The following is a 19448-nucleotide window of genomic DNA, read 5'->3' as shown; positions in this document are numbered from 1 at the left end:
TAGATTCCCGGCCGGGTTCCTCCATGCCCGTCTCGCTGCTCGGATGATTTCCTCCCGAGTGCTGAGATACACCGGGAGCGCCCGGGTGGCCGGCGGGTCGGTCGGCCCGGACCGCCGGCCCTGCCGGTCAGGCGTCGACCACCTGGACGTCCTCCTCGGTGATCACTCCGTCCACGATGCGGAACGAGCGGAACTGGAACGGGTCGCCGGCCCCGGTGCCCTCGGCGGTGGAGACCAGCACGTAGTGGGCGTTCGGCTCGGAGGCGTAGCTGACGTCGGTGCGCGAGGGGTAGGCCTCGGTCGCGGTGTGCGAGTGGTAGACGACCACCGGCTCCTCGTCCCGGTCGTCCATCTCGCGGTAGAGCTTGAGCAGGTCGGCCGAGTCGAACTCGTAGAAGGTGGGCGAGCGGGCCGCGTTCAGCATCGGGATGAACCGCTCCGGGCGGTCGCTGCCGACCGGTCCGGCGACGACCCCGCAGGCCTCGTCCGGGTGGTCGGCGCGGGCGTGGGCGACGATCGCGTCGTGCAGCTCTCGGGTGATGGTCAGCATGCGGCCAGGATAGGGGCAGCCCCGAGCGGCCCGTCGGCGCCTCCGACCGCCGGACGGCGGCGCCAACTCGCGGGCGCGACGGCCCCGATCAGCCGGTCATCGCCTCCAGCAGCGACTCCTGCATCGCCCCGAGCCACAGGTAGGCCATCACCAGCGGCTTGCGCTCGTCGCTGTCCGGCAGCTCGTAGAGGCCCTGCTCGTCGTCCTCGGTGACCTCCAGCCGGATGCCGATGGTCAGGCGCAGGTCGTTGAGCGCGCCGAGCCAGCGCCGGCACTCCTCGCCGGTGGGGCTCAGCACCCCGCCGTCGCCGCCGAGGGTGTCCAGCGAGCGGACCACGAACAGCGCGTCCTCCCGCTTGCGGGCCCGCAGGTCCAGCTCGGTGTAGCGGCGGAACTCGCCGGCCAGCGCCCGGGTCTGCGGGTCGGCCGCCTCGGCGGGGTCGCCGTAGGCGTCGGGGAAGAGCCGGGCCAGCGCCGGGTCGCTGGGCGTCTCGGTCGGGCCCTCGGCGAACAGGGCGGCCAGCGGGTCGGCGCCCGGATCGCCGCCCGGGCCGGGCCCGATCAGCTCCAGCATCTGCACCTCCAGCGAGCGGAGGATGTCGGCCTCCACCTGGTCGAGCGCGATCGCCGCGCCCCCGTCTCGGGTCCGCTCGAACAACCCAGCCATCAGTGCAACTACCGTCCCACGCTTGTGATTGATTGGAGTGCGATATTGGAGTGCGATTGTGTGGAGTGCGACTTTCCTCGAGCGATCAGCGGAGCCGACTGATCGTCAGTCATGCTGCAGGGTGGCCCACAGGCCGTAGCCGTGCATGGCCTGGACATCCCGCTCCATCTCCTCGCGGGTGCCACTGGAGACCACCGCGCGCCCGCGGGTGTGGACGTCCATCATCAGCTTGCGGGCCTTCTCCTTCGGGTAGCCGAAGTAGGCCTGGAAGACGTAGAGGACGTAGCTCATCAGATTGACCGGATCGTTGTGGACGATCGTCACCCACGGCGTGTCCGGCTCCGCCACCGGGAGGCTCTCGGCCTCGGGGCGTTCGATCTCGGCCGGCGCGACACTCACGGCGGGCTCTCCTCACGGGACGGGTCACGGGCTCTGCGTCTGGCACTGCCGGGGCACCCCTCCCTGACTGGGCAGAGGCCCCCTCTGACCTCCCATGCTGCCATCCGAGGGAGCGCGGAGCGATTCCGACCCGGCAGTTGGGCGCACAAATCGTCAAACTGACGCTAAGCGGTAGTAGCATCATCCTCATGGACGCCCAGGCATTCGCGGCGGCACCGACCGCCCTGCCCACCTCGCCGGCAGCCGACTCGACCGCGCTGCTCACCGACCGCTACGAGCTCACCATGCTGCAGGCCGCGCTGCGCAGCGGTGCGGCGCACCGCCGCTCGGTCTTCGAGGTCTTCACCCGGCGGTTGCCTGACGGTCGCCGCTACGGCGTGCTGGCCGGCGTCGGCCGGGTCCTCGACGCGGTGCAGAACTTCCGGTTCAGCACCGCCCAGCTGGACTGGCTGGCCGACCAGCGGGTGGTGGACGAGCCGACCCTGCGCTGGCTGGCCGACTACCGCTTCACGGGTGACATCCACGGCTACCCGGAGGGCGAGGTCTACTTCCCCGGCTCCCCGCTGCTGACCGTCGAGGGCAGCTTCGCGGAGTCCGTGATCCTGGAGACGGTGATCCTCTCCATCCTCAACTTCGACTCGGCGGTGGCCGCCGCCGCGTCCCGGATGACGGCCGCCGCGGGGGAGCGGCCGTGCATCGAGATGGGCGCCCGGCGGGCCCACGAGCGGGCCGCGGTCGCCGCCGCCCGGGCGGCCTACGTCGCCGGCTTCGCCGCCACCTCCGACCTGGAGGCCGGCTTCACCCACGGCATCCCGACCACCGGCACCGCCGCGCACGCCTTCACCCTGCTGCACGACAGCGAGAAGGACGCGTTCACCGCCCAGATCGCCTCGATGGGCACCGGCACCACCCTGCTGATCGACACCTACGACCTGGCCGAGGCGGTGCGCACCGCCGTCGAGGTGGCCGGGCCCGAACTCGGCGCGGTCCGGATCGACTCCGGCGACCTGACCATGCTGGCCCACCGGGTCCGCCGCCAGCTCGACGAGCTCGGCGCCCGGCAGACCCGCATCATCGTCACCTCCGACCTGGACGAGTACGCCATCGCCGCGCTCGCCGCCGCGCCGGTCGACGGCTACGGAGTCGGCACCAGCCTGGTCACCGGCAGCGGCCAGCCGACCTGCGCGATGGTCTACAAGCTGGTCGCGCGGGCCGCCTCCACCGATCCCGGCGCCCCGCTGGTGCCGGTGGCCAAGCGCTCGGCCGGCGCCAAGACCAGCATCGGCGGCCGCAAGTGGGCGGCCCGCCGCCCGGACGCCGACGGGGTGGCCGAGGCCGAGGTGGTCGGCACCGGCGAGCTGCCCGCCGAGCTCGCCGGGCACACCCTGCAGGTGCCGCTGGTGCGGGCCGGCGAGGTGGTCGGCCAGGAGCCGCTGTCCGCCGCCCGGGAACGCCACCTGCGCTCGCGGGGCGCCCTGCCGATGTCGGCCACCCAGCTCTCCCGCGGCGAGCCGGTGATCGCCACGGAGCTGCTGCTGCACTGACCCGGGGCGGGCGGGGCGCCGCTTCCGTGCTCCAGCGGGGCACAGCCTGCGGCGGGGCGCTTGCTTCAGTGGGCACAGCCTTCGGCGAGGCGCTTGCTTCAGTGGGCACAGCCTTCGGCGAGGCACAGCCCTCGGCGGGGCGCCCCTTCCACCCTCCACCGGCACTCCCTAGAGTGGCCACACTCCCGAGCGGCCACCCCGCTCGCCACCCGACCCTCAGCAAGGATCCAACACCATGTCCCGGGCCCTGATCGTCATCGATGTGCAGAACGACTTCTGCGAGGGCGGCAGCCTGCCCGTGGCCGGCGGGGCCGAGGTGGCGGCCGCGATCACCGAGCTGATCGCCACCGAGCGCGGCTCCTACGACCACATCGTGGCCACCCGGGACAACCACCTCGACCCGGGCGACCACTTCTCCGCCGAGCCCGACTACGTGGACAGCTGGCCGCCGCACTGCGTGGCCGGCACCGAGGGGGTCGGCTTCCACCCCAACTTCGCGCCCTCGGTCACCTCGGGCGCGATCGAGGCGGTCTTCTCCAAGGGCGCCCATGCCGCGGCCTACAGCGGCTTCGAGGGCTTCGACGAGAACGGCAGCACGCTCGCCGACTGGCTGCGCGAGCATGCGGTGGACGAGGTGGACCTGGTCGGCATCGCCACCGACCACTGCGTGCGGGCGACCGCACTGGACGCGGCACGGGAGGGGTTCACCACCCGGGTGCTGCTGGACCTCACGGCGGGTGTGGCACCGGAGACCACGGCGAAGGCACTGGAGCAGCTGCGGGCGGCGGGCGTGGTGCTGAGCGGCGAACCGGTGCTGGGCTGAGCGGCGAGCCGGCGCGGGGCCGAGCGGCAGGCGACTGCTGGGCCGAGCGACGAGCCGGCGCGGGGCCGAGCGGCAAGCGGCTGCTGGGCCGAGCGGTAAGCCGGAGCTGGGCTGAGCCTTCGCGGAGTCTTCGCCAGGGCTGGGTCAGCCCTCGGTGATCTGCAGCTCCACCAGGTCGGTGCCGCCGGTCAGCAGGGCTTGCCGCAGCTCATCGGCCACCGCGGCCGGCTCGTCCGCCACCTGATTCGCGGTCAGGTGCAGCACCCGCACCCCGAGGTACGTCATCCGGTGCTGCCCGGCCCGCACCCAGGCGGTCTCGCCGTCGCTCAGGCAGCGCAGCGCCGAGTCCACCTCGACCGCCACGCCCTCCTGCGGCCAGTAGAGGTCGGGCACCGCCACGAAGGTGCCACCGCGCATCCGCAGCTCGGGCCCGGTCAGTGGGTCCGGCAGCAGCTCGGCGGCGGCCAGCTCCAGCACCCCGCCGAGCGTCGACTGCCGTTCGGCGGCCAGCAGTTCGTCCACCGCGGCGCGGATCCGCGGCTGCGCCAGCAGGTCCGCCTCGCGCAGTTCGGCGAGCAGCTCGGCCGGCGGGCAGGCCCGGGGACCGTCCGCCCAGCCGTCGGCCACCGCCTCGCGCAGCACGGTCCGCAGCACCTGGGGCCCGAGCAGCCCCGCCTCCAGCACCCCGCTGTCGGTCCACTCGCGCAGCGCGTCCGCCACCGCCCGCGGCACCGGGGCGCAGGCCAGCCCGTGCACCTCGCGGGCCTCCAACTCCCGGGCGGTGCGCCGGATCCGCACCTCCCCCACGTCCCGCAGCCGGCGCTGCCGGGGCACCAGCACCTGCACCCAGGTGACGGCCGGCAGCCGCGGCACCCCGCTGAAGCCGTAGAGCGCCAGCGCGGCCGCACCGGTGATCACCGCGCCGGTGCCGCTGCCCTCCTCGCGCCCGTTCTGGGCCGCGTAGAGCAGCGCGGCCCACATCCGCTGCTCGGGCGTCGGCTCGCCGGGCTGCAGCAGGTAGACCCGGGGCAGCAGACGCTGCCATGGGCCGCCACGCCGGCAGTGCTCACTGACCACCCGGGACGGAACTCCCCGGGCCCGCAACTGACTTGCCGTGATCACGTTCTGCTGGCGGCGGGACAGCTCTTCGAGGGACAGGGCGGTGGGCGGCATCTGGAAGCTCATGCGACAACCCTCCCCCGTCACCCGGTCGCCGGAGTCGTGCACTGACGCACCGTTACGGAACCGTCGTCAAACCGGGACAGCTCCGCACTAAAGTCTCCATACCCTCACTCATTCGGAGTAATTGGACGCGATTTGCTGGCGCGTAGTACCCACGCTATGCATTCCCCAATCGCCATGTGACCCGGACCACTCACGCGGAATCCTCCCTCCCCGCGAGCAGCCGGAGGCCATTGCCTACCATCGGGACATGCCATATGACGAAACATCAGGTCTGAGCGCGGCGCAGCTGCGCCTGGGCCGGCTGCCCGGTTACGTCCGGCGGCCCGACCCCGCCCGCCGGGCCGGCGAACGGGGGTCGACGTACAAGAAGGGCTGGGAGGTCCGCTTCACGGCCCGCAGCGAGGCGGAGATAGCAGAGATCCGCGAGCTGCTCGTCGCGGCCGGTTTCGCCCCGGCTCGGCCGTTCTTCAAGGGCCAGCAACTGATCCAGCCGGTGTACGGCATGGCAGTGGTGCGGACCTACCTGGAGGCCCGCGAACTGGTCGCCTGACCGGTCGGCGGAGCCACCGGGCAAAGGGGGCAATGGGGGTAGCGGGGGTAGCGGGGGTAGCGGGGGTTTCCCTCCACGGCCGGCTCGCCACGTTCGACGCCGGCCGCGACGCCTACTTCGACGGTGCCGGATGCGCCTCGCGGGCCGCCAGCAGCCGGCCCAGGTTCTCCCTGGCCCAGCCGCAGACCGCGTCCATCGGGCCGAACAGCGAGTGGCCCAACGTCGTCAACTCGTACTCCACGCGGGGCGGGTGCTCCTGGAACTCGGTCCGGGTCAGCAGCCCGTCCCGCTCCAGCGAGCGCAGCGTCTCGGTCAGCACCTTGGGCGTGACCCAGTGCAGCGGCACCCGCAGCTCCGAGAACCGCCGCGGCCCCGGCTCCAGGCAACGCAGCACCAGCCAGGCCCACTTCTCGCTGAACCTGATCGGCACCGGATTCGGCAGGCAGTCCGGATCGAACAGATCACGCGGCAGCGGCTCCGGCGGGGCCGGGGCGAAGGTCTTCCCAGTCATCGTCGCGGGCAGGTCGTTCTCAAGCCTGGTGGGGCTCAAGGAACTCCAGGCGGTTGCCCAGCTTGTCGAAGGCGTAGAAGCGGTCGTGCCCCGGGAACTCACCGTCCCACTGCACCGGGTGGCCATGGGCCGCAAGCCGCTCGGCCAGCGCCCGCAGGCCGTTCACCAGGATGCCCGGGTGCGCCTTGCGGGCGGGGGCGAAGTCCTGCTCCACGCCGAGGTGCACCTCCAGGCCGCCACCGCGGAACCAGCAGCCGCCGCGGGCCGCCAGCACCGGCGGCTTCTCCAGCTCGGTCATCCCCATCACGTCGCCCCAGAACTCCCGGCAGAGCGGCTCGGCCCCCGGCGGAATGGCGAGCTGGACGTGGTGCAGGCCGGCGAAGAAGTCAGTGGAATCGGACATGCACACGACCCTAGTCCCGCACTTGGCGCCTTGTCAGGAGGAAAATCGATCTTGTGACGATGCCGACCGGCCGAGCCGGCTGGCCAGGCGCAGCGCGAACTCGTCCCGCTCCCGCTCCGACGGGCCGGCCTCATCGCCGAGCAGCCCGAAGACCCTCGGCCCGCGCAACTCCTCCGCCAACTCCCGCGGCCGGGGCACCAGATGAAAGTGCACATGCCCGAACCCCGGCGCCTCGGCGAACTGGGCCACATAGACCTTCCGGCAACCCGTCTCCTCGGTCAGCGCCCGCGACAGCCGCACCTGCCAGTGGCCCAGCGCTGCCGCTTCGTCGTCCGTGAGCTCGGCGATGCTCAGCACATGCCGTCGGGGCAGCAGCACCAGCCAGCCCAGCAACCCCGCCCCGAACGCGTGCGCCACCCGCCAGTGCTCATCCACCGCCACCCGCTCACGCGGCGGCAACTCGTCGAGCACCGCCGTCCGGGCGCAGCTGTAGCACTCCAGCGTCACGCCGTGACCCGCCGCACCAGCACGACGATCCCGCCCACCACCAGCAACAGGACCACCCCACCCGCGACATACAGCCACACCGACACCCCGCCGCCACCACCCGCCGCCACCTGCGGCACCGGCGCGGGCGACGCCGAATCGGGCGCGCCCTGCGACTCCACCCGGTTCAGCAACGGGTTGTCCTTCGGCCCGCCGTCCACTGCGGGGTTCGCCGCCAGCGCCTTCGACGGAGACGCGATCCCGTAGCCGTAGCGGTCATTGGGCACCGCAGTGCCGTCAGACGGCGCGACAGCGGTGGTGATCAACCGGCGGATCACCTGACCTGCGGTGAGGTCGGGGTACTTGGAGCGCACCAGGGCGGCGATGGCGGAAACGTAGGCGGTGGCGTCGGAGGTGCCGTCTGAGTAGCCATAATCTGTGGCTGACTTGTATCCGGCATGAGTGATGCCGACCCCGGGAGCCACAAGCGACAGCTCGGGCCCCTGGTCAGACTTCTCCCAGATGTTGCCGGTTTTGTCGACTGCCCCGACTGCCATCACTCCCGGAAAAGCCGCCGGGTATTCGACAGTTGACCCCAGATTCCCGCTGGCCGCCACCAGGAGCACGTCCCGTGACAGCGCATAATTCACCGCCGCGCGGTCATCCGGGTTAGTCCGCATCGCACCACTGATCGACATGCTGACGACCTTGGCCCCGTGATCAACCGCGTAGCGAAGCGCCTCCGCAAAGCGATCGCCGCCGCTTGCCTGGACGTCCCCCACCTCGGATAGCTGCAGCCGAATCGGAAGGATCTTCGCTTTCGGGGCCAACCCCATCACTCCAGCGTTGTCCCCATGCCCATGGCTGGCGATCAGGCTGGCCATGGCGGTCCCATGACCTTGCATGTCGACCCGCCCATCAGTCTGCTCACCCGAGAAATCAGCTCCGGGGAGAACCTGACCAGTCAGATCCTGATGATCTGCATTTACTCCCGTGTCGATCACCGCGACAGTGACACCATCGCCCTGGCTGATCGGCCACACCTTGTTCGGGGCGTCATAGACCTTCAGTGCCCACTGCTGGTCCCGGATGTTGTCCGCTACAGCGGGCCCGGCCGCCAAGCCCCACACCAGGGCCCCAGCCGCCAGAGCGGCCATTCCCCGCATCGACCGCCTGCCGGTCATGACCGCTCCCCCACTCGTCGACGTCAGCCCCTCATTCCACCACGCCGGGGTTGGCGTCCTCATCCGACGCCCAGGTCTCCTCATCCTCGACCAGGTAGTCCGCCCGCTTGCCCGTGGGCTTCTTCTTACGCCGTGTGTCCCGCGTGCCGGGAGGCACACCCATGCCCTCCTCGCCGGGTTCCCCGACGCGCTCCGCGCCGGCCCTGCTGCGAGCACCGAGGCCAGTGCCGCCCTCGGTGAAGGCCCTCTCGCGCGGGGCCCCACTCGCCGCACCACCCACCGGCTCCTCCGGTTCGCCGACGGCACCGATCCGCCGACGGCTGGCAGCACCACCACGCAGCCCGGCTCCGGCTCGGCCGCCCGGCATCCCGGCCGCTTCTCCGAGTCCTGGCGTCCCGCCAGGACCGCGTCCGCCACCACTCGCAGTCGGCTCGCCCTCGCCGGTGAAGACACCCTCACGAGGCGTCGATCCCGCACCGGGCCGTCCCCCACGAGGCGTCAGCGGCGCATCGAACGCGCCACGTGAGCCGCGCTCGCCCAGCAGCGGGCTCTGACCGGCGCTGGTGCCGAGGCCCACCGGCATCGGATTGGTGCCGGTCGGCGCGATGCCGTTCGGCATGCCGCTCGGTGCGCCGCCGGTGGCGATCGCCGGAGGCCGACCGGCGAGTGCCGTGTGGTCCAGACTGGTGCCCGTCGTCGGCGCGGTGGGCAACGGAGCCCCGCCCTGCGGCTCGGCTGTGGATGCCACCGGTGCAGTTCCCGAGCCGATCGCGACGGACTTCGGCGCCGTGGGCGCCGAGTTCGGGACACCGCCCTTGATCCCGGAGTCCGTGGGCCCTGCCGAGGTGGTCGACGAGACCTGACGGGGCTTCGGAGCAGGGGTACTCGCGGTGGCCGCCCGGTTCGCTGCCTGCTGGGTATCCGGCGCCGTCGCATAGCCGCCGATTGCACCGACACCGGCACCCATGACAAAGGCGCTCAGGGCGGCGGCGGCCGTCGGATCCGGCGGTGGGACGTTTTCATCGCCATGGATGTTCATCGGCGGCGGCTTCAACACCGGCACCGCAGTCCGGTACTTGTTCGCCAGCGTCTGCATCACCGCGACGGCCTGGGCCTTGCGCTGGTCGGCGATCGGGGTCTTGGTGCTGTCGTCGCCGGTCCCGATGGTGTTCTGGACGGTGTCCGAGATCCCGTTGCCCAGTTGCTCCCAGAAGCCCGGCTCCTCGGGCATGTCGTGCTTGGCCTGGTCGATGGCCTCGGACATCATCTGCAGCGTGTTGGCCGCGTCGTTGGCGTAGGCGGCGGTGTTGTTGACGTTGCCGGCCAGCTTGGTCATCGCACCGTAGAAGGCGTCGCTGGTGTTGCCCTCCCACTTCTGGGTGGCGTCGCCGGAGGCGGTGTCCAGGGAGGTGCGGATCTGCTTGAGGGTGTTGGCGGCGCGACGCCAGGGGTCGCTGGCGGACATCACGTCGCCGGAGTTCAGCGACTCGACCATCTTCCGCAGTTGGGAGTGGCTGTAGCCGCTGAAGTCCGTCACATCGTCACTCACGCCGACTCACCCCGTGTCGCCCTAGGCATCGCCACCAAGTCCACCACCAGATCCTGAGGAGTCGTCACCACTGCGGAAGCTCCGTCCCGTCCTGGCCGTCACTCGCCGGCGCGCCCTGGTCCGGCTTCGCGCCGCCCGGCTTGCGCTTGCCGCCCGCAGGCGCGCCCGCCGGGGCCCCCGCCAGCGAGGGCACCGCACCGTCGCGCGCCGCCGCGTCACCGGTGCTCGGATCGGCACCCGCCCGGTTCGCGGCCCGGTTGGCCGCCGACCGACCGGCCACGGCGCCCGCCGCCGCACCGCCGGCGGCGGACGCGCCGTAGGCGGCGGCGGTCGCGGGGCTGCCGACCGACCAGCCGTCGGAGGTGACCTGGAGGCTCTGGGAGGTCTGGTGCTCCTGCTCCTCGTAGTTACTGGCGGTCAGGTCGGCCTTCTTCTGGGCCTCGTCGATCGCCTGCTGCAGGGCGGTGAGGACGTCCTTGAGGCCGTCACGCATCACGTCGTACTGGTTGTGCAGCGCGGTGGCCTCGGCGAAGTCGCCGAGGGAGCCGCGGGCGATGCCCGACTTGGCGTGCGCGGTGGGTCCGTCGGCGTTCGCCTGGAAGTCGGCCAGCAGGCTGCGCACCTGTCCGGCGAACGCTCGCAGGCTGTCCACCTCGACCTGGTAGCCGGAGCCGCTGCTCCCGTTGTCGGCCACGGTTCGCGCCCTCCCCCGTCCTCGTGTCCGTCCGAGCCTGCCCAGTATTCAACGCAACGCCAACCGTCGTGTCCACCACCACGGGTGTCCGCCCGGCAGTCGTGCGCCGCCGAACTGGGTGGAACTGGGCCTCCGTACTCATGTGCGAGTGTCGGATGCTCCTGCTACGGTGCCTACCCAGAGTATCCGATGAGACACATGGGGGGACCATGCAGGAGCCCGAGGGGAGCCAAACGCTCCAGGTGAATCCCGATGTGCTGACCGCCAGTGGAAAGAGCGGCCAGCAGATCGCCGAGCAGATACCAGGGGAGACGACGAAGATCGTCCAGCCGAGCGACCAGGCTTCCGAGGGCTTGCAGGGCTGGGCGACGGCCGGCGCGCTGCACGACTGCACCGCCGCCTGGAAGACGCTGCTCGACGGGCTCGCCAAGGACATGGACGGTTACGGCGGCAAGCTGGTGGCGATGGCGCAGAACTACCGCAGCACCGACCAGTCGGTGGCCGCCCAGCTGGCAGCCATCAACCAGCCGGCCCCCACCCCCGCCGCCGCCACCACCACCCAGTCGGCCACCACCGCGAGCACCATGAGCGCCGTGATCGACGCGCCGTACGTGCTCCCGCCGGGCAGCCCCGACCCCTTCGCCACCAAGCTCATCGACGCGCCCTACGTGGTCCCCGCAGGTGATGGCCAGTTCGAACTGCCGCCACGCAACACGCCGTACGTCCCCAGCGGCGAATTCGAACTCCCGCCACGCAACACGCCGTACGTACCCAGCGGCGAGTTCCAACTCCCGCCACGCAACACGCCGTACGTACCCAGCGGCGAATTCGAACTCCCGTCACGCAACTCCACCCAGTTGCCGAAGCCGGACCCGGCGGCCATCGACCGCGAGATCAACGCACGCGGTGCCGACGCTCCGAAGGGGATGTAAGGGGATGTAAGGGCATGTAGTCGTGGGCATCGCTGCTCCGCAAGGTGGCTAGGCCTTCGTCGCCGAGGACCCTCGCAAGGCAACTGAGGTCAACGCCACCAACGCCGTCCACCTCGCCCCCGCCTCAACCCCTCACCGCCTCCCCCAGCGCCCGCCGGCAGAGCGAGTCGGCCTGCCGGGTGGTCTCCGGCAGGCGGTACTTGGGGGTCAGTGCCAGCACGGCGGAGACGGCCTCGGACAACCCGATCCGGTGGCCCACCGAGACGAAGACCGGTTTCACTCCCGCGCGGGTGCGCAGCGCGCGGCCGACCTCGCTGCCGTCGCCGGCGTCGACCAGCGGGGTCCAGGCGCCGCGCTCGGGGCCCGGGTCGGTGCTGCTGAAGGTGAACGGGGTCTTGGCCACGCCCATGGTGGCCAGGCCGGTGAGCACGCCGAGGTGGCTGGCCAGGCCGAGGCGGCGCGGGTGGGCCAGGCCGTAGCCGTCGCAGACCACCAGGTCCGGTCGGCGGGTGAGCCGGGACAGGGCGTCGATCACGGCGGGGAGCTCACGGAACGCCAGCAGGCCGGGCAGGTAGGGGAAGGCGATCCGGCCGACGGCGGTGGCCTGCTCGACCACCTCCAGGGTGTCGAGGTCGAGCAGGACGGCCGCGGCGGCGACCACGTCCCGTTCGTCGTCGTAGGCGACGTCGACTCCGGCCACCAGGGCGCCGGGGGCGGGTGCCGGGCCGTGCGGCTCGACCAGGGGGCGCAGGCGGTGCTGCTCGGCCAGGGCGGCCGCCTCGGTGGTGGGCCAGGCGGCCAGGTCGACGGTCGTGATCACGGTGCTCCCCCGGGTGGCAGACGGGTCCGGTCGGCGCGGGCCGGACCGGGGCAACGCTAGCGGGTGGGTCCGCCGGTCGACCGGGGGCTGCCGGTGCTTCTGCCGGTGCGTCAGTTGGTGGAGACCACCACGGTCTTCGCCGCCTTGTCGTGGATGCACTGGCGGTAGGGCTTGTCGAAGACTCCGAACATGCCGTCGACCAGCCACCACAGGCCGCAGCAGAGCACCGCGGGCACGGTGAAGACGGCGGCCCGGGTCCAGGCGGCCTGGCGGTTCGGGCGGGAGCCGTCGCTCAGCATGGCGACCCGGACGTTCATCACCTTCTTGCCCAGGGTCTGGCCGTCCCGGGAGAGCATCACGCCGTCGTAGACCAGGTACAGCGCGTAGTACACCCAGACGCCCTCGGTCCAGCCGTTCCGGTCGAAGCCGCTGATCGGCAGGGTCACGGCGAAGGCGACCACCTGGATGAGCACGTAGTCGATCAGGCGGGCGAGGATCCGGCTCGGCCAGGTGCCGAGCGGGGGCATGCCGGCGATCTGGGGCGGGCCGCCCTGGGGGACGCCGCCGGGCGCGCCGCCGTAGGAGCCGTACGGGCTGCCGCCGGGCGCAGGGCCGCCGTAGCTGCCCTGGTAGTCACCGGGGTCGGAGGGCTTGCCGTTGTACGGAGAGCCGTTCGCGCCGGGCTGCGGCGGCTGCTTGTCGAAGGAGGGCTTGCCGCCTCCTTCCGGATCGGCGTTCGACGGGTCGTAGCTGCTCATATGAGCAGTAGATCACCGCAAATCGTATCTTCTACGGATATCAGACCCGTTTCGCCGACCTTGAACCGATCCTGACCGCCGGTCAGCCGCGCACCACCGTGGTGCGTGCCGCCTTGTCCGGCCAGGCCGCCAGGCCGGCCAGTCCCAGCACGGTGACCAGCAGCAGCTGGCCGACCAGCCAACGGCCGCAGGCCCGGCCGACGCCCGGCGGCTGCCTGGTCCCGACCCTGACGACCCGTAGGCCGAGCAGGCGCTTGCCCAGGGTGCGGCCGGTCCGCGCGGTGGGCAGCACCTCCAGCAGCAGGCCGGCCAGCAGCAGCGCACCCAGCAGCAGGGCGACCCGCCCGATGACCGTGCCGTCGATCAGCCAGACGTCCACCTCGCGGCGGGTCAGCTGACTGACCGTCCGGGCCTGGTCGAGCTTCTGCTGCAGGTAAGCGCTGGTCTGGGTGACCAGCGGCAGGCCGACGGCGGTGCCGACGGCGGCCAGTGGCAGCAGGTCCACCAGCCTGGCCAGCAGTCGGCGGCCGATTCCCGCGGGTTGTGCCGCCGGCGCCCTGGTGGCATCGGAGGTCGGCGGGGCCGACTTCTGGCGCATGGCCGGCAGCGGGGCAGGCGCGGGCGCGATCGGAGCGGGCCCGGGAGCGGCGGCCATGGCTGCGGTGCCCGGCACCACGGTCCCCGGCACCGGCGCGGCAGCCGCCACCGGCACAGGCGCGGGCGCGGGCACAGGCGCGGGCACAGGCGTGGGCACAGGCGTGGGCACAGGCGTGGGCACAGGCACAGGCACGGGTGCCGGGGCGGGAACGGGAGCCGGTGCGGGAACGGGCGCCGGAGCCGAGGCCGGCGCGAAAGCGGGCCCCGCCTCGGCAATCGGAGCAGCCCCCGCGGCAGGCGCCCCCGCCGCCCCGTGCGCGCCGGTACCCTCCGTGACCCCCCAGGAGACCCAGCGCGGCGCTCCCCCCGTCTCCAGCAGCCCGCGCTGCTCATGCGGATCGGCCCGCCACCCCGGCTCGTCCAGCTGGGCCGCCGGACCCAGCGTGAACACCGCGCTGGCGCCCGTCTCGTCCAGGAACACCGGCCCGGTCTCGCAGTCCTCGCCGGCCACCACCACGGCCGGCTCCGGCGCGGTGGGCGGGGCGGGCACCACGGGCGGCGGGATGTAGCGCGCGTTGGGCCGCGCCGCCGGCCGGTCGGCGAACGGCGGCGGGGGCAGCACCTCGCCCTCGGCGGGTGCCGGACGGCTGGTCCCGGGCACCCAGGTACCGCCGTTCCAGTAGCGGACGAAGCCCGGCACCGACGGGTCCGGGTAGTAGCCGGGCTCGGGTGCGGCCGCCCGGCTGGCGACCATTGGCTGGTCCGACATGGCTGATCCACTCTCCTGGAGCCTCGGCGGGGACGCACGCCACGTCGCCGGGCAGTCACAAAGGGTAGCCCTTTCGAGGCGTCCTCCGCTCGTGTTGGAGATTCCCGGGACATCCGCCCGGAATGTGTGTAAGACCTCGGCGCCCCCGTGCTCTCTCCGGGTGAAGCGGCCCGCACGGGCCGGTGGGAGCGATCGAGGGGAACGACGCCATGGACGTCCAGCCGAGCGTGGTGGAGCAGGAACTGCAGCTGAAGCTGGTGCTCTCGCCCGAGCGCAGCATCCCGGTCCCGGCCCGGCTGTCGTACGGCAGCCACGACCCGTACGCCGTGCACATCACCTTCCACCTGGACACTGGCTCCCCGGTGACCTGGGTGTTCGCCCGCGAGCTGCTGGTCGAGGGCACCTTCCGCCCGTGCGGCCAGGGCGATGTGCGGATCTGGCCCACCCGCGAGGGTAGGCAGAGCGTGCTCTGCCTGGCGCTCACCTCACCGGGCGGCGACGCGCTGCTGGAGGCGCCGCTGCCGACCGTGGCGTCCTGGCTGGAGCGCTGCCACCGGCTGGTGCCGCCGGGCAGCGAGCTGGGCGTCCTCGACCTGGAGGGCTCGCTCGCCGCGCTGCTGGCCTGAGCCGGTGCGGCCGACGGCCCGGATCAGCGCACCGCGGGGGTGCGCTGCTCGGCGGGCGGGCGCTGCTCGGCGGAGGTGCGCGGGGCGATCAGCGCCCCTGGTGCCCGGGAGGCGGACCGCGGCTGGGGCACCACCGGCCGTCCCACCGCCTGTCGCCGGGCCCGCACCCGCAGGGCGGCCACGGTCAGGAAGCAGAGCCCGATCCACGGGTAGAGGCCGGCGGGCAGCTGCTGGAACAGGCTGAGCCGGAGGTCGACTATGCCGACGTGCGGCACCATCCACATCGCGAAGGAGCAGAAGCCGAGCAGCGTCATCACGAAGATCGGCCGCCAGCGCCGGCGGCGCACCGCGGCCGGCCGGGTGCGCTCATGGTCCGCCTCGGCGGCCAGCAGCACCAGCAGCGGCACGCACCAGACCCAGTGGTGGGTCCAGCTGATCGGCGAGACCAGCAGCGCGGTGACGGCGGTGCAGCAGACGCCCCAGGCCTCGGCGCGGGGCAGTCGGCGGTTGTCGCGCCAGAGCTGGGCGGCGATCGCGAGGCCGGCCACCGCGACCACGGCGACCAGCAGCGCGGCTCCGGGCCCGGGCACGTGCACCTGCTCGAAGCGGGCGACGATCCCGCGCAGCGACTGGTTGTCGACGATGTCGGTGCGGCCGACCCGGGAGGAGTCGTAGAGGTACTTGGTCCAGAAGCCCTTGCTGGCGTCGGGGAGCACCAGCGCGCTGGCGGCGAAGGTGACCAGGAAGGTGACGCCGGCGGTGATCGCGGCCCGGATCCGGCCGGTGAGCAGCAGGTAGACGGCGAACAGTCCCGGGGTGAGCTTCATGCCGGCCGCTATCCCGATGCCGACGCCCTTCCAGCCGCGGTCCCGCGCGACGTTGAAGTCCCAGAGCACCAGGCAGAGCAGCAGCAGGTTGATCTGGCCGTAGCGCAGATTGGTGTAGATCGGCTCCAGCCAGACACCGAGCCCGGCGACCAGCACCACGCCGACCGGCCGCAGCTGCCGGTTGGGCCAGCCGGCCAGCCGGAACGAGAGCAGCGCCGCCAGGGCGAGCAGTCCGACGTTGCCGGCGGTGACCGCGACCCGTAGGAAGCTCACCGAGAACCAGGTGGTCGGCACGAAGAGCAGCGCGGCGAACGGCGGGTAGGTGGCCGGCAGGTTGGCCGCGGTGACCCGCAGCCCGTAGAGGTCGAGGTGGTGGACCACCGCGTTGCCCTCGGCCCGGTAGACGATCATGTCCACCATGGCGGTGCCGATCAGGTGCCGGACCAGCGCGTAGCCGAACAGCGAGGCCAGCGCCAGCAGGGTGGCGATCCACATCGGCTTGCGCGGTGCCTCCCGCACCGCCCGCACCGGGGCGGTGACCCAGGGTCGCCACCTCTCTGCGGGCGAAGGGGCGGGCCGGGGGGCGGTTCGCACCGTCCGCTGGTCCTCATGCACCACTGTCACTTGCCCGCTCCATCCCGATGGCCGGTCGACCAGCCATCGACCATACCGGAGGGGTGTGGCTGTGGCGTGTGCTGTGCAAGAGGTGATTGCGAAGGACCGCGGCCACCTCAGGCGATGCCGTCGCGGCGCCTGCGGGCCCGTCCCAGCCGGCGGGCGGCCGGGGCCGGCGGGGCCGCGTCGACACCCAGCCGCAGCCGGATCTCGGCGCCGCCGAGCCCCGCCGAGCGGCCCAGTGCCAGGTCTCCGCCGGTGACCGCGGCCAGCTTGCGCACGATGTCCAGGCCGAGCCCGGTGGACCCCTCGCCGCCGTGACCCTCGCCACGTCGCAGCGCCGCCGACGGATCGTCGAAGCCCGGCCCGGCGTCCCCCACCAGGACGATCACCGCGTGCTCGGTGGCCAGCACGTCCACGGCGAAGGCCGTGCCGACCGCAGTGTGCCGGAAGACGTTGCCGAGCAGTGCGTCCACCGCCGCCGCGAGGTCGCCGCGCGGCACCGGCACCTGCGCGGGCGCCTCGGCACCGTGCAGCCCCCAGGGCCGCCCCTCGTCCTCGGCCAGCGCCGACCAGAAGCCGACCCGCTCGCGGATCACCTCGGCGGCGTCGCAGCCGACCGGGCCGGCCGGGGCCTCGGTCACCGGTCGGCGGGCCGAGCGGATGATCTGGTCGACCTCGCGCTCCAGTTGGGCGACCGCGTGCCGGGTGGCGTCGGCCGCGTCGCCGTCGCCCAGCGCCGCCGCGTTCAGGCGCAGCACGGTGAGCGGGGTGCGCAGCCGGTGCGAGAGGTCGGCGGCCAGCTCCCGCTCGGCGGCCAGCAGGTGCGCCACCCGGTCGGCCATGGTGTTGAAGGCGGTGGCGGCGTCGCGCAGTTCGGCCGGGCTGCCGTCGGCCTCCGGCCCGGTCTCCGGGACCCGCACCGCCAGGTCCCCGGCGCCCAGCGCCCGGGCGGCGGCGGCCAGTCGGCGGGCCGAGCCGACGATCCGCCCGCCCATCCGGTCGGCCACCAGCACGGCGAGCGCCACCAGGCCGAGGGCGACCAGCGACAGCACCAGCCAGGCGGTGCCGACGCCCCGGGTGAGGTCGCTCTCGGCGACGTAGACCTCGACCACGGCGACCCGGGCCGGGTTGACGGCCACCGGTTGCAGCCGGGCATAGCCGCCGGGGACCGGCACGGTCAGGACCCGCCCGAGGGCGGCGGCGGCCACCTCGGGCGCCCCGGCGCGGCCGGTGCCCACCGTGGCGCCCGGCGCGGTGGCGCCGGCGTCGGGCGGCAGATGGATCGCGACCTTGCCGCGGGCGCCCGCGTCGGTGCTGGCCAGGGCGCGGGCCAGGTCGTCCCGGTCGGTGGTGATGGCCAGCGCCGGGCCGAGGGCGGCGGCCTGCTTGTCGGCATTGGTGAAGGCCCGGTCCCGGGCGGTCTGCTGGACGGTCAGGCCGAGCGGGATGAGGAAGGCCAGGGCGACCATGGTGGTCCCGGCGACGGCCGCCTTGACCAGCGCCCGGCGCAGCGACTGGCCGCCGCGCCGACCGGACGACGGCCCGGCGGCGGCCTTGGTCACCGGCCGGGCTCGCCGGCCGGGGCCGGCGCGACCGGGGCCTCCAGGCGCACCCCCACGCCGCGCACGGTGTGCAGGTAGCGCGGGCTGGCGGCGGTCTCCCCGAGCTTGCGGCGCAGCCAGGACAGGTGCACGTCGATGGTCTGGTCGCCGCCGTAGCTCTGCCGCCACACTTCGGCCAGGATCTCCTTGCGCGGGACGACCACGCCGGGGCGCGCGGCCAGGAAGGCCAGCAGGTCGAACTCGCGGCGGGTCAGGTCCAGCGCCCGCCCGTCCAGCACCGCCTCGCGCCGCTGCGCGTCGATGGCCAGGCCGCCGACCCGCAGCACCGGCGCGGCCGGGGCGGCGGCGGTGCCGAGCCGGCGCAGCACGGCGGTCATCCGGGCGGTCAGGTGCTCCCCGGAGAACGGTTTGACCAGGTAGTCGTCGGCGCCGTCGTTGAGCAGCCGGACGATCTCGGTCTCGTCGTCGCGGGCGGTGGAGACGATGACCGGCACGTCGGTCAGGCCGCGGATCATCTTCAGTGCCTCGCCGCCGTCCAGGTCGGGCAGCCCGAGGTCGAGGATCACCAGGTCGCAGCCGACCTGGGCGACCTCGCGCAGGGCGGCCAGCGCGGTGCCGACGCTGCGGACGGCGTGCCCGACGTCGGACAGGTGCCGGATCAGGGCCGAGCGCACGAGCGGGTCGTCCTCGACCACCAGGACTGTTGCCATGGCCGCACCGTACGGCATCGCTCATTTTCTCAAGAAGCTTGCGCAATAAGGGAGCTGGCCATCCCGCCGGGCCGCGGGCGGGCGCCGTGCGGCAGGATGGGCCGCGATGCGGAGCGGACTGGTTCAGACGGGCGCCTGGGCGCTGGCCACCACGGCGGCGGTGCTGCTGTCCTGGCTGGGCGTCAGCGCGGTGCTTTCGGACTCGGCGTTCGAACCGCCGGCCGCGCTGCCGGTGCGGCACTCCCCGACCCCGGCGCCCGCACCTTCCGTGCCGCCCGCGCCTCCCACGCCGCCGACCGCCGCGCCGACCCCGGCGCCCGCCGCCCCTGAGCCCAGCCCGACCCCGGTGGCCGAGCGGCACCCGGTGCCGAGCGACGCGGGCACACCGAGCACCCCGGGAGGCGGCGGCACGGTGCGGAGCTATCTGGTGCCGGGCGGCCGGGTCGCGGTGAACCTGCGCCCGGACAGCGCCGAGCTGGTCTCGGCCGTGCCGGATCCGGGCTGGCAGCTGCAGATGTGGACCGGCGACCAGTGGCTGCGGGTCGACTTCACCCAGGCGGACAGCACCAACTCGGTCTTCGTCACCTGGAACGGGCATCCGCCGGACGTGCAGACCGTGGTGCGCTGAGCCGGCACCCGGGCAGCCCGACGGCCCCCGGTCCGGACGGAAGGACCAGGGGCCTC

22 protein-coding genes are annotated in these 19448 nt (G+C 73.0%); 6 read left to right on the top strand and 16 right to left on the bottom strand.

Translation table 11 applies throughout. The features are described 5' to 3' along the window. Positions 1–127: 127 nt before the first annotated feature. From E6W39_RS27175 to clpS, 3 genes are all read right to left on the bottom strand, one after another. Positions 128–550 (bottom strand): Mov34/MPN/PAD-1 family protein, encoded by a 423-nt coding sequence (locus tag E6W39_RS27175; protein WP_141635744.1) that lies wholly within the window; start codon positions 548–550, stop codon positions 128–130. Positions 551–638: 88 nt separating this feature from the next. Next, a complete protein-coding gene (locus E6W39_RS27170) occupies positions 639–1217 on the bottom strand; it encodes a DUF2017 domain-containing protein (protein WP_141635743.1) in 579 nt (192 codons plus the stop codon). A 105-nt stretch (positions 1218–1322) separates the two neighbouring features. Then, entirely contained in the window at positions 1323–1616 is a 294-nt protein-coding gene (clpS, locus tag E6W39_RS27165; RefSeq protein ID WP_035848862.1) for an ATP-dependent Clp protease adapter ClpS, read from the bottom strand. Between the two features lie 188 nt (positions 1617–1804). Here clpS and E6W39_RS27160 point away from each other — a divergent pair, with 188 nt between their 5' ends. Together E6W39_RS27160 and E6W39_RS27155 are read left to right on the top strand one after the other, a co-directional pair. Next, a complete protein-coding gene (locus E6W39_RS27160) occupies positions 1805–3160 on the top strand; it encodes a nicotinate phosphoribosyltransferase (RefSeq protein ID WP_141635742.1) in 1356 nt (451 codons plus the stop codon). Positions 3161–3395: 235 nt separating this feature from the next. Further along, on the top strand, positions 3396–3983 hold the full coding sequence (locus E6W39_RS27155) for an isochorismatase family protein (RefSeq protein ID WP_141635741.1): 588 nt from the start codon (positions 3396–3398) through the stop codon (positions 3981–3983). 144 nt (positions 3984–4127) lie between these two features. Here the strand turns inward: E6W39_RS27155 and E6W39_RS27150 are convergent, their stop codons facing one another. Further along, positions 4128–5168: a hypothetical protein gene (locus E6W39_RS27150; RefSeq protein ID WP_141635740.1), complete on the bottom strand. Its 1041-nt coding sequence runs from the start codon at positions 5166–5168 to the stop codon at positions 4128–4130. 247 nt (positions 5169–5415) lie between these two features. Here E6W39_RS27150 and E6W39_RS27145 point away from each other — a divergent pair, with 247 nt between their 5' ends. After that, complete coding sequence (locus E6W39_RS27145; protein WP_101381622.1) at positions 5416–5718, top strand: hypothetical protein; 303 nt, start codon at positions 5416–5418, stop codon at positions 5716–5718. 112 nt (positions 5719–5830) lie between these two features. Here E6W39_RS27145 and E6W39_RS27140 read toward each other — a convergent pair whose 3' ends face one another. The 6 genes from E6W39_RS27140 to E6W39_RS27115 form a co-directional block, all read right to left on the bottom strand. Further along, on the bottom strand, positions 5831–6229 hold the full coding sequence (locus E6W39_RS27140; RefSeq protein WP_141635739.1) for a winged helix-turn-helix transcriptional regulator: 399 nt from the start codon (positions 6227–6229) through the stop codon (positions 5831–5833). A 19-nt stretch (positions 6230–6248) separates the two neighbouring features. Then, positions 6249–6632, bottom strand: coding sequence for a VOC family protein (locus E6W39_RS27135; protein WP_141635738.1), 384 nt, complete (start codon positions 6630–6632; stop codon positions 6249–6251). Between the two features lie 33 nt (positions 6633–6665). Beyond that, positions 6666–7139, bottom strand: coding sequence for an HIT family protein (locus tag E6W39_RS27130; protein ID WP_141635737.1), 474 nt, complete (start codon positions 7137–7139; stop codon positions 6666–6668). Next, on the bottom strand, positions 7136–8302 hold the full coding sequence (gene mycP / locus E6W39_RS27125; protein WP_181799464.1) for a type VII secretion-associated serine protease mycosin: 1167 nt from the start codon (positions 8300–8302) through the stop codon (positions 7136–7138). The genes E6W39_RS27130 and mycP overlap by 4 nt, the downstream gene beginning before the upstream one ends. Positions 8303–8333: 31 nt before the next feature. Next, the gene (locus tag E6W39_RS27120; RefSeq protein WP_141635735.1) at positions 8334–9851 is read right to left on the bottom strand and encodes a WXG100 family type VII secretion target; all 1518 of its coding nucleotides are present in this window, start codon (positions 9849–9851) and stop codon (positions 8334–8336) included. A gap of 64 nt (positions 9852–9915) precedes the next feature. Continuing rightward, the gene (locus E6W39_RS27115; protein WP_141635734.1) at positions 9916–10545 is read right to left on the bottom strand and encodes a hypothetical protein; all 630 of its coding nucleotides are present in this window, start codon (positions 10543–10545) and stop codon (positions 9916–9918) included. A gap of 209 nt (positions 10546–10754) precedes the next feature. Here E6W39_RS27115 and E6W39_RS27110 point away from each other — a divergent pair, with 209 nt between their 5' ends. Further along, positions 10755–11477 carry a WXG100 family type VII secretion target gene (locus tag E6W39_RS27110; protein WP_181799463.1) on the top strand — a complete coding sequence of 241 codons (723 nt, stop codon included), beginning with the start codon at positions 10755–10757 and terminating at the stop codon, positions 11475–11477. Positions 11478–11601: 124 nt separating this feature from the next. On the opposite strand, the gene E6W39_RS27105 is transcribed toward E6W39_RS27110, so the two are convergent. The 3 genes from E6W39_RS27105 to E6W39_RS27095 all read right to left on the bottom strand — a co-directional run bounded on the left by E6W39_RS27105 (position 11602) and on the right by E6W39_RS27095 (position 14421). Then, positions 11602–12294, bottom strand: a complete 693-nt coding sequence (locus tag E6W39_RS27105) for an endonuclease V (protein WP_141637977.1) — start codon at positions 12292–12294, stop codon at positions 11602–11604. Positions 12295–12407: 113 nt separating this feature from the next. Then, positions 12408–13055: an RDD family protein gene (locus E6W39_RS27100; protein WP_141635732.1), complete on the bottom strand. Its 648-nt coding sequence runs from the start codon at positions 13053–13055 to the stop codon at positions 12408–12410. Positions 13056–13137: 82 nt separating this feature from the next. After that, complete coding sequence (locus tag E6W39_RS27095; protein ID WP_141635731.1) at positions 13138–14421, bottom strand: RDD family protein; 1284 nt, start codon at positions 14419–14421, stop codon at positions 13138–13140. A 209-nt stretch (positions 14422–14630) separates the two neighbouring features. Between E6W39_RS27095 and E6W39_RS27090 the strand changes: the two genes are divergently transcribed. Continuing rightward, entirely contained in the window at positions 14631–15047 is a 417-nt protein-coding gene (locus tag E6W39_RS27090) for an SsgA family sporulation/cell division regulator (RefSeq protein WP_141635730.1), read from the top strand. A 23-nt stretch (positions 15048–15070) separates the two neighbouring features. Here E6W39_RS27090 and E6W39_RS27085 read toward each other — a convergent pair whose 3' ends face one another. The 3 genes from E6W39_RS27085 to E6W39_RS27075 form a co-directional block, all read right to left on the bottom strand. Further along, complete coding sequence (locus tag E6W39_RS27085; protein WP_228718380.1) at positions 15071–16498, bottom strand: glycosyltransferase 87 family protein; 1428 nt, start codon at positions 16496–16498, stop codon at positions 15071–15073. 107 nt (positions 16499–16605) lie between these two features. Continuing rightward, entirely contained in the window at positions 16606–18003 is a 1398-nt protein-coding gene (locus E6W39_RS27080) for a sensor histidine kinase (RefSeq protein ID WP_141637975.1), read from the bottom strand. Positions 18004–18050: 47 nt separating this feature from the next. Then, entirely contained in the window at positions 18051–18764 is a 714-nt protein-coding gene (locus E6W39_RS27075) for a response regulator transcription factor (RefSeq protein ID WP_181799462.1), read from the bottom strand. A gap of 106 nt (positions 18765–18870) precedes the next feature. Here E6W39_RS27075 and E6W39_RS27070 point away from each other — a divergent pair, with 106 nt between their 5' ends. After that, positions 18871–19392: a hypothetical protein gene (locus E6W39_RS27070; RefSeq protein WP_141635728.1), complete on the top strand. Its 522-nt coding sequence runs from the start codon at positions 18871–18873 to the stop codon at positions 19390–19392. The last annotated feature ends 56 nt before the right edge of the window (positions 19393–19448 follow it).

The organism is Kitasatospora acidiphila (genome assembly GCF_006636205.1).
Lineage (GTDB): Bacteria > Actinomycetota > Actinomycetes > Streptomycetales > Streptomycetaceae > Kitasatospora > Kitasatospora acidiphila.
Note: the sequence above shows the minus strand (reverse complement) of the source record. Positions and strands in the feature narration are given on the sequence as shown.

What these genes read in the sequence shown, in the direction of transcription:
- E6W39_RS27155 (WP_141635741.1), top strand. Translation starts at nt 3,396, where the DNA reads ATGTCCCGGGCCCTGATCGTCATCGATGTGCAGAACGACTTCTGCGAG.
- E6W39_RS27135 (WP_141635738.1), bottom strand. Translation starts at nt 6,632, where the DNA reads ATGTCCGATTCCACTGACTTCTTCGCCGGCCTGCACCACGTCCAGCTC.
- E6W39_RS27090 (WP_141635730.1), top strand. Translation starts at nt 14,631, where the DNA reads ATGGACGTCCAGCCGAGCGTGGTGGAGCAGGAACTGCAGCTGAAGCTG.
- E6W39_RS27095 (WP_141635731.1), bottom strand. Translation starts at nt 14,421, where the DNA reads ATGTCGGACCAGCCAATGGTCGCCAGCCGGGCGGCCGCACCCGAGCCC.
- E6W39_RS27170 (WP_141635743.1), bottom strand. Translation starts at nt 1,217, where the DNA reads ATGGCTGGGTTGTTCGAGCGGACCCGAGACGGGGGCGCGGCGATCGCG.
- E6W39_RS27110 (WP_181799463.1), top strand. Translation starts at nt 10,755, where the DNA reads ATGCAGGAGCCCGAGGGGAGCCAAACGCTCCAGGTGAATCCCGATGTG.
- E6W39_RS27175 (WP_141635744.1), bottom strand. Translation starts at nt 550, where the DNA reads ATGCTGACCATCACCCGAGAGCTGCACGACGCGATCGTCGCCCACGCC.
- E6W39_RS27070 (WP_141635728.1), top strand. Translation starts at nt 18,871, where the DNA reads ATGCGGAGCGGACTGGTTCAGACGGGCGCCTGGGCGCTGGCCACCACG.
- E6W39_RS27140 (WP_141635739.1), bottom strand. Translation starts at nt 6,229, where the DNA reads ATGACTGGGAAGACCTTCGCCCCGGCCCCGCCGGAGCCGCTGCCGCGT.
- E6W39_RS27100 (WP_141635732.1), bottom strand. Translation starts at nt 13,055, where the DNA reads ATGAGCAGCTACGACCCGTCGAACGCCGATCCGGAAGGAGGCGGCAAG.
- E6W39_RS27145 (WP_101381622.1), top strand. Translation starts at nt 5,416, where the DNA reads ATGCCATATGACGAAACATCAGGTCTGAGCGCGGCGCAGCTGCGCCTG.
- E6W39_RS27160 (WP_141635742.1), top strand. Translation starts at nt 1,805, where the DNA reads ATGGACGCCCAGGCATTCGCGGCGGCACCGACCGCCCTGCCCACCTCG.
- E6W39_RS27075 (WP_181799462.1), bottom strand. Translation starts at nt 18,764, where the DNA reads ATGGCAACAGTCCTGGTGGTCGAGGACGACCCGCTCGTGCGCTCGGCC.
- mycP (WP_181799464.1), bottom strand. Translation starts at nt 8,302, where the DNA reads ATGACCGGCAGGCGGTCGATGCGGGGAATGGCCGCTCTGGCGGCTGGG.
- E6W39_RS27150 (WP_141635740.1), bottom strand. Translation starts at nt 5,168, where the DNA reads ATGAGCTTCCAGATGCCGCCCACCGCCCTGTCCCTCGAAGAGCTGTCC.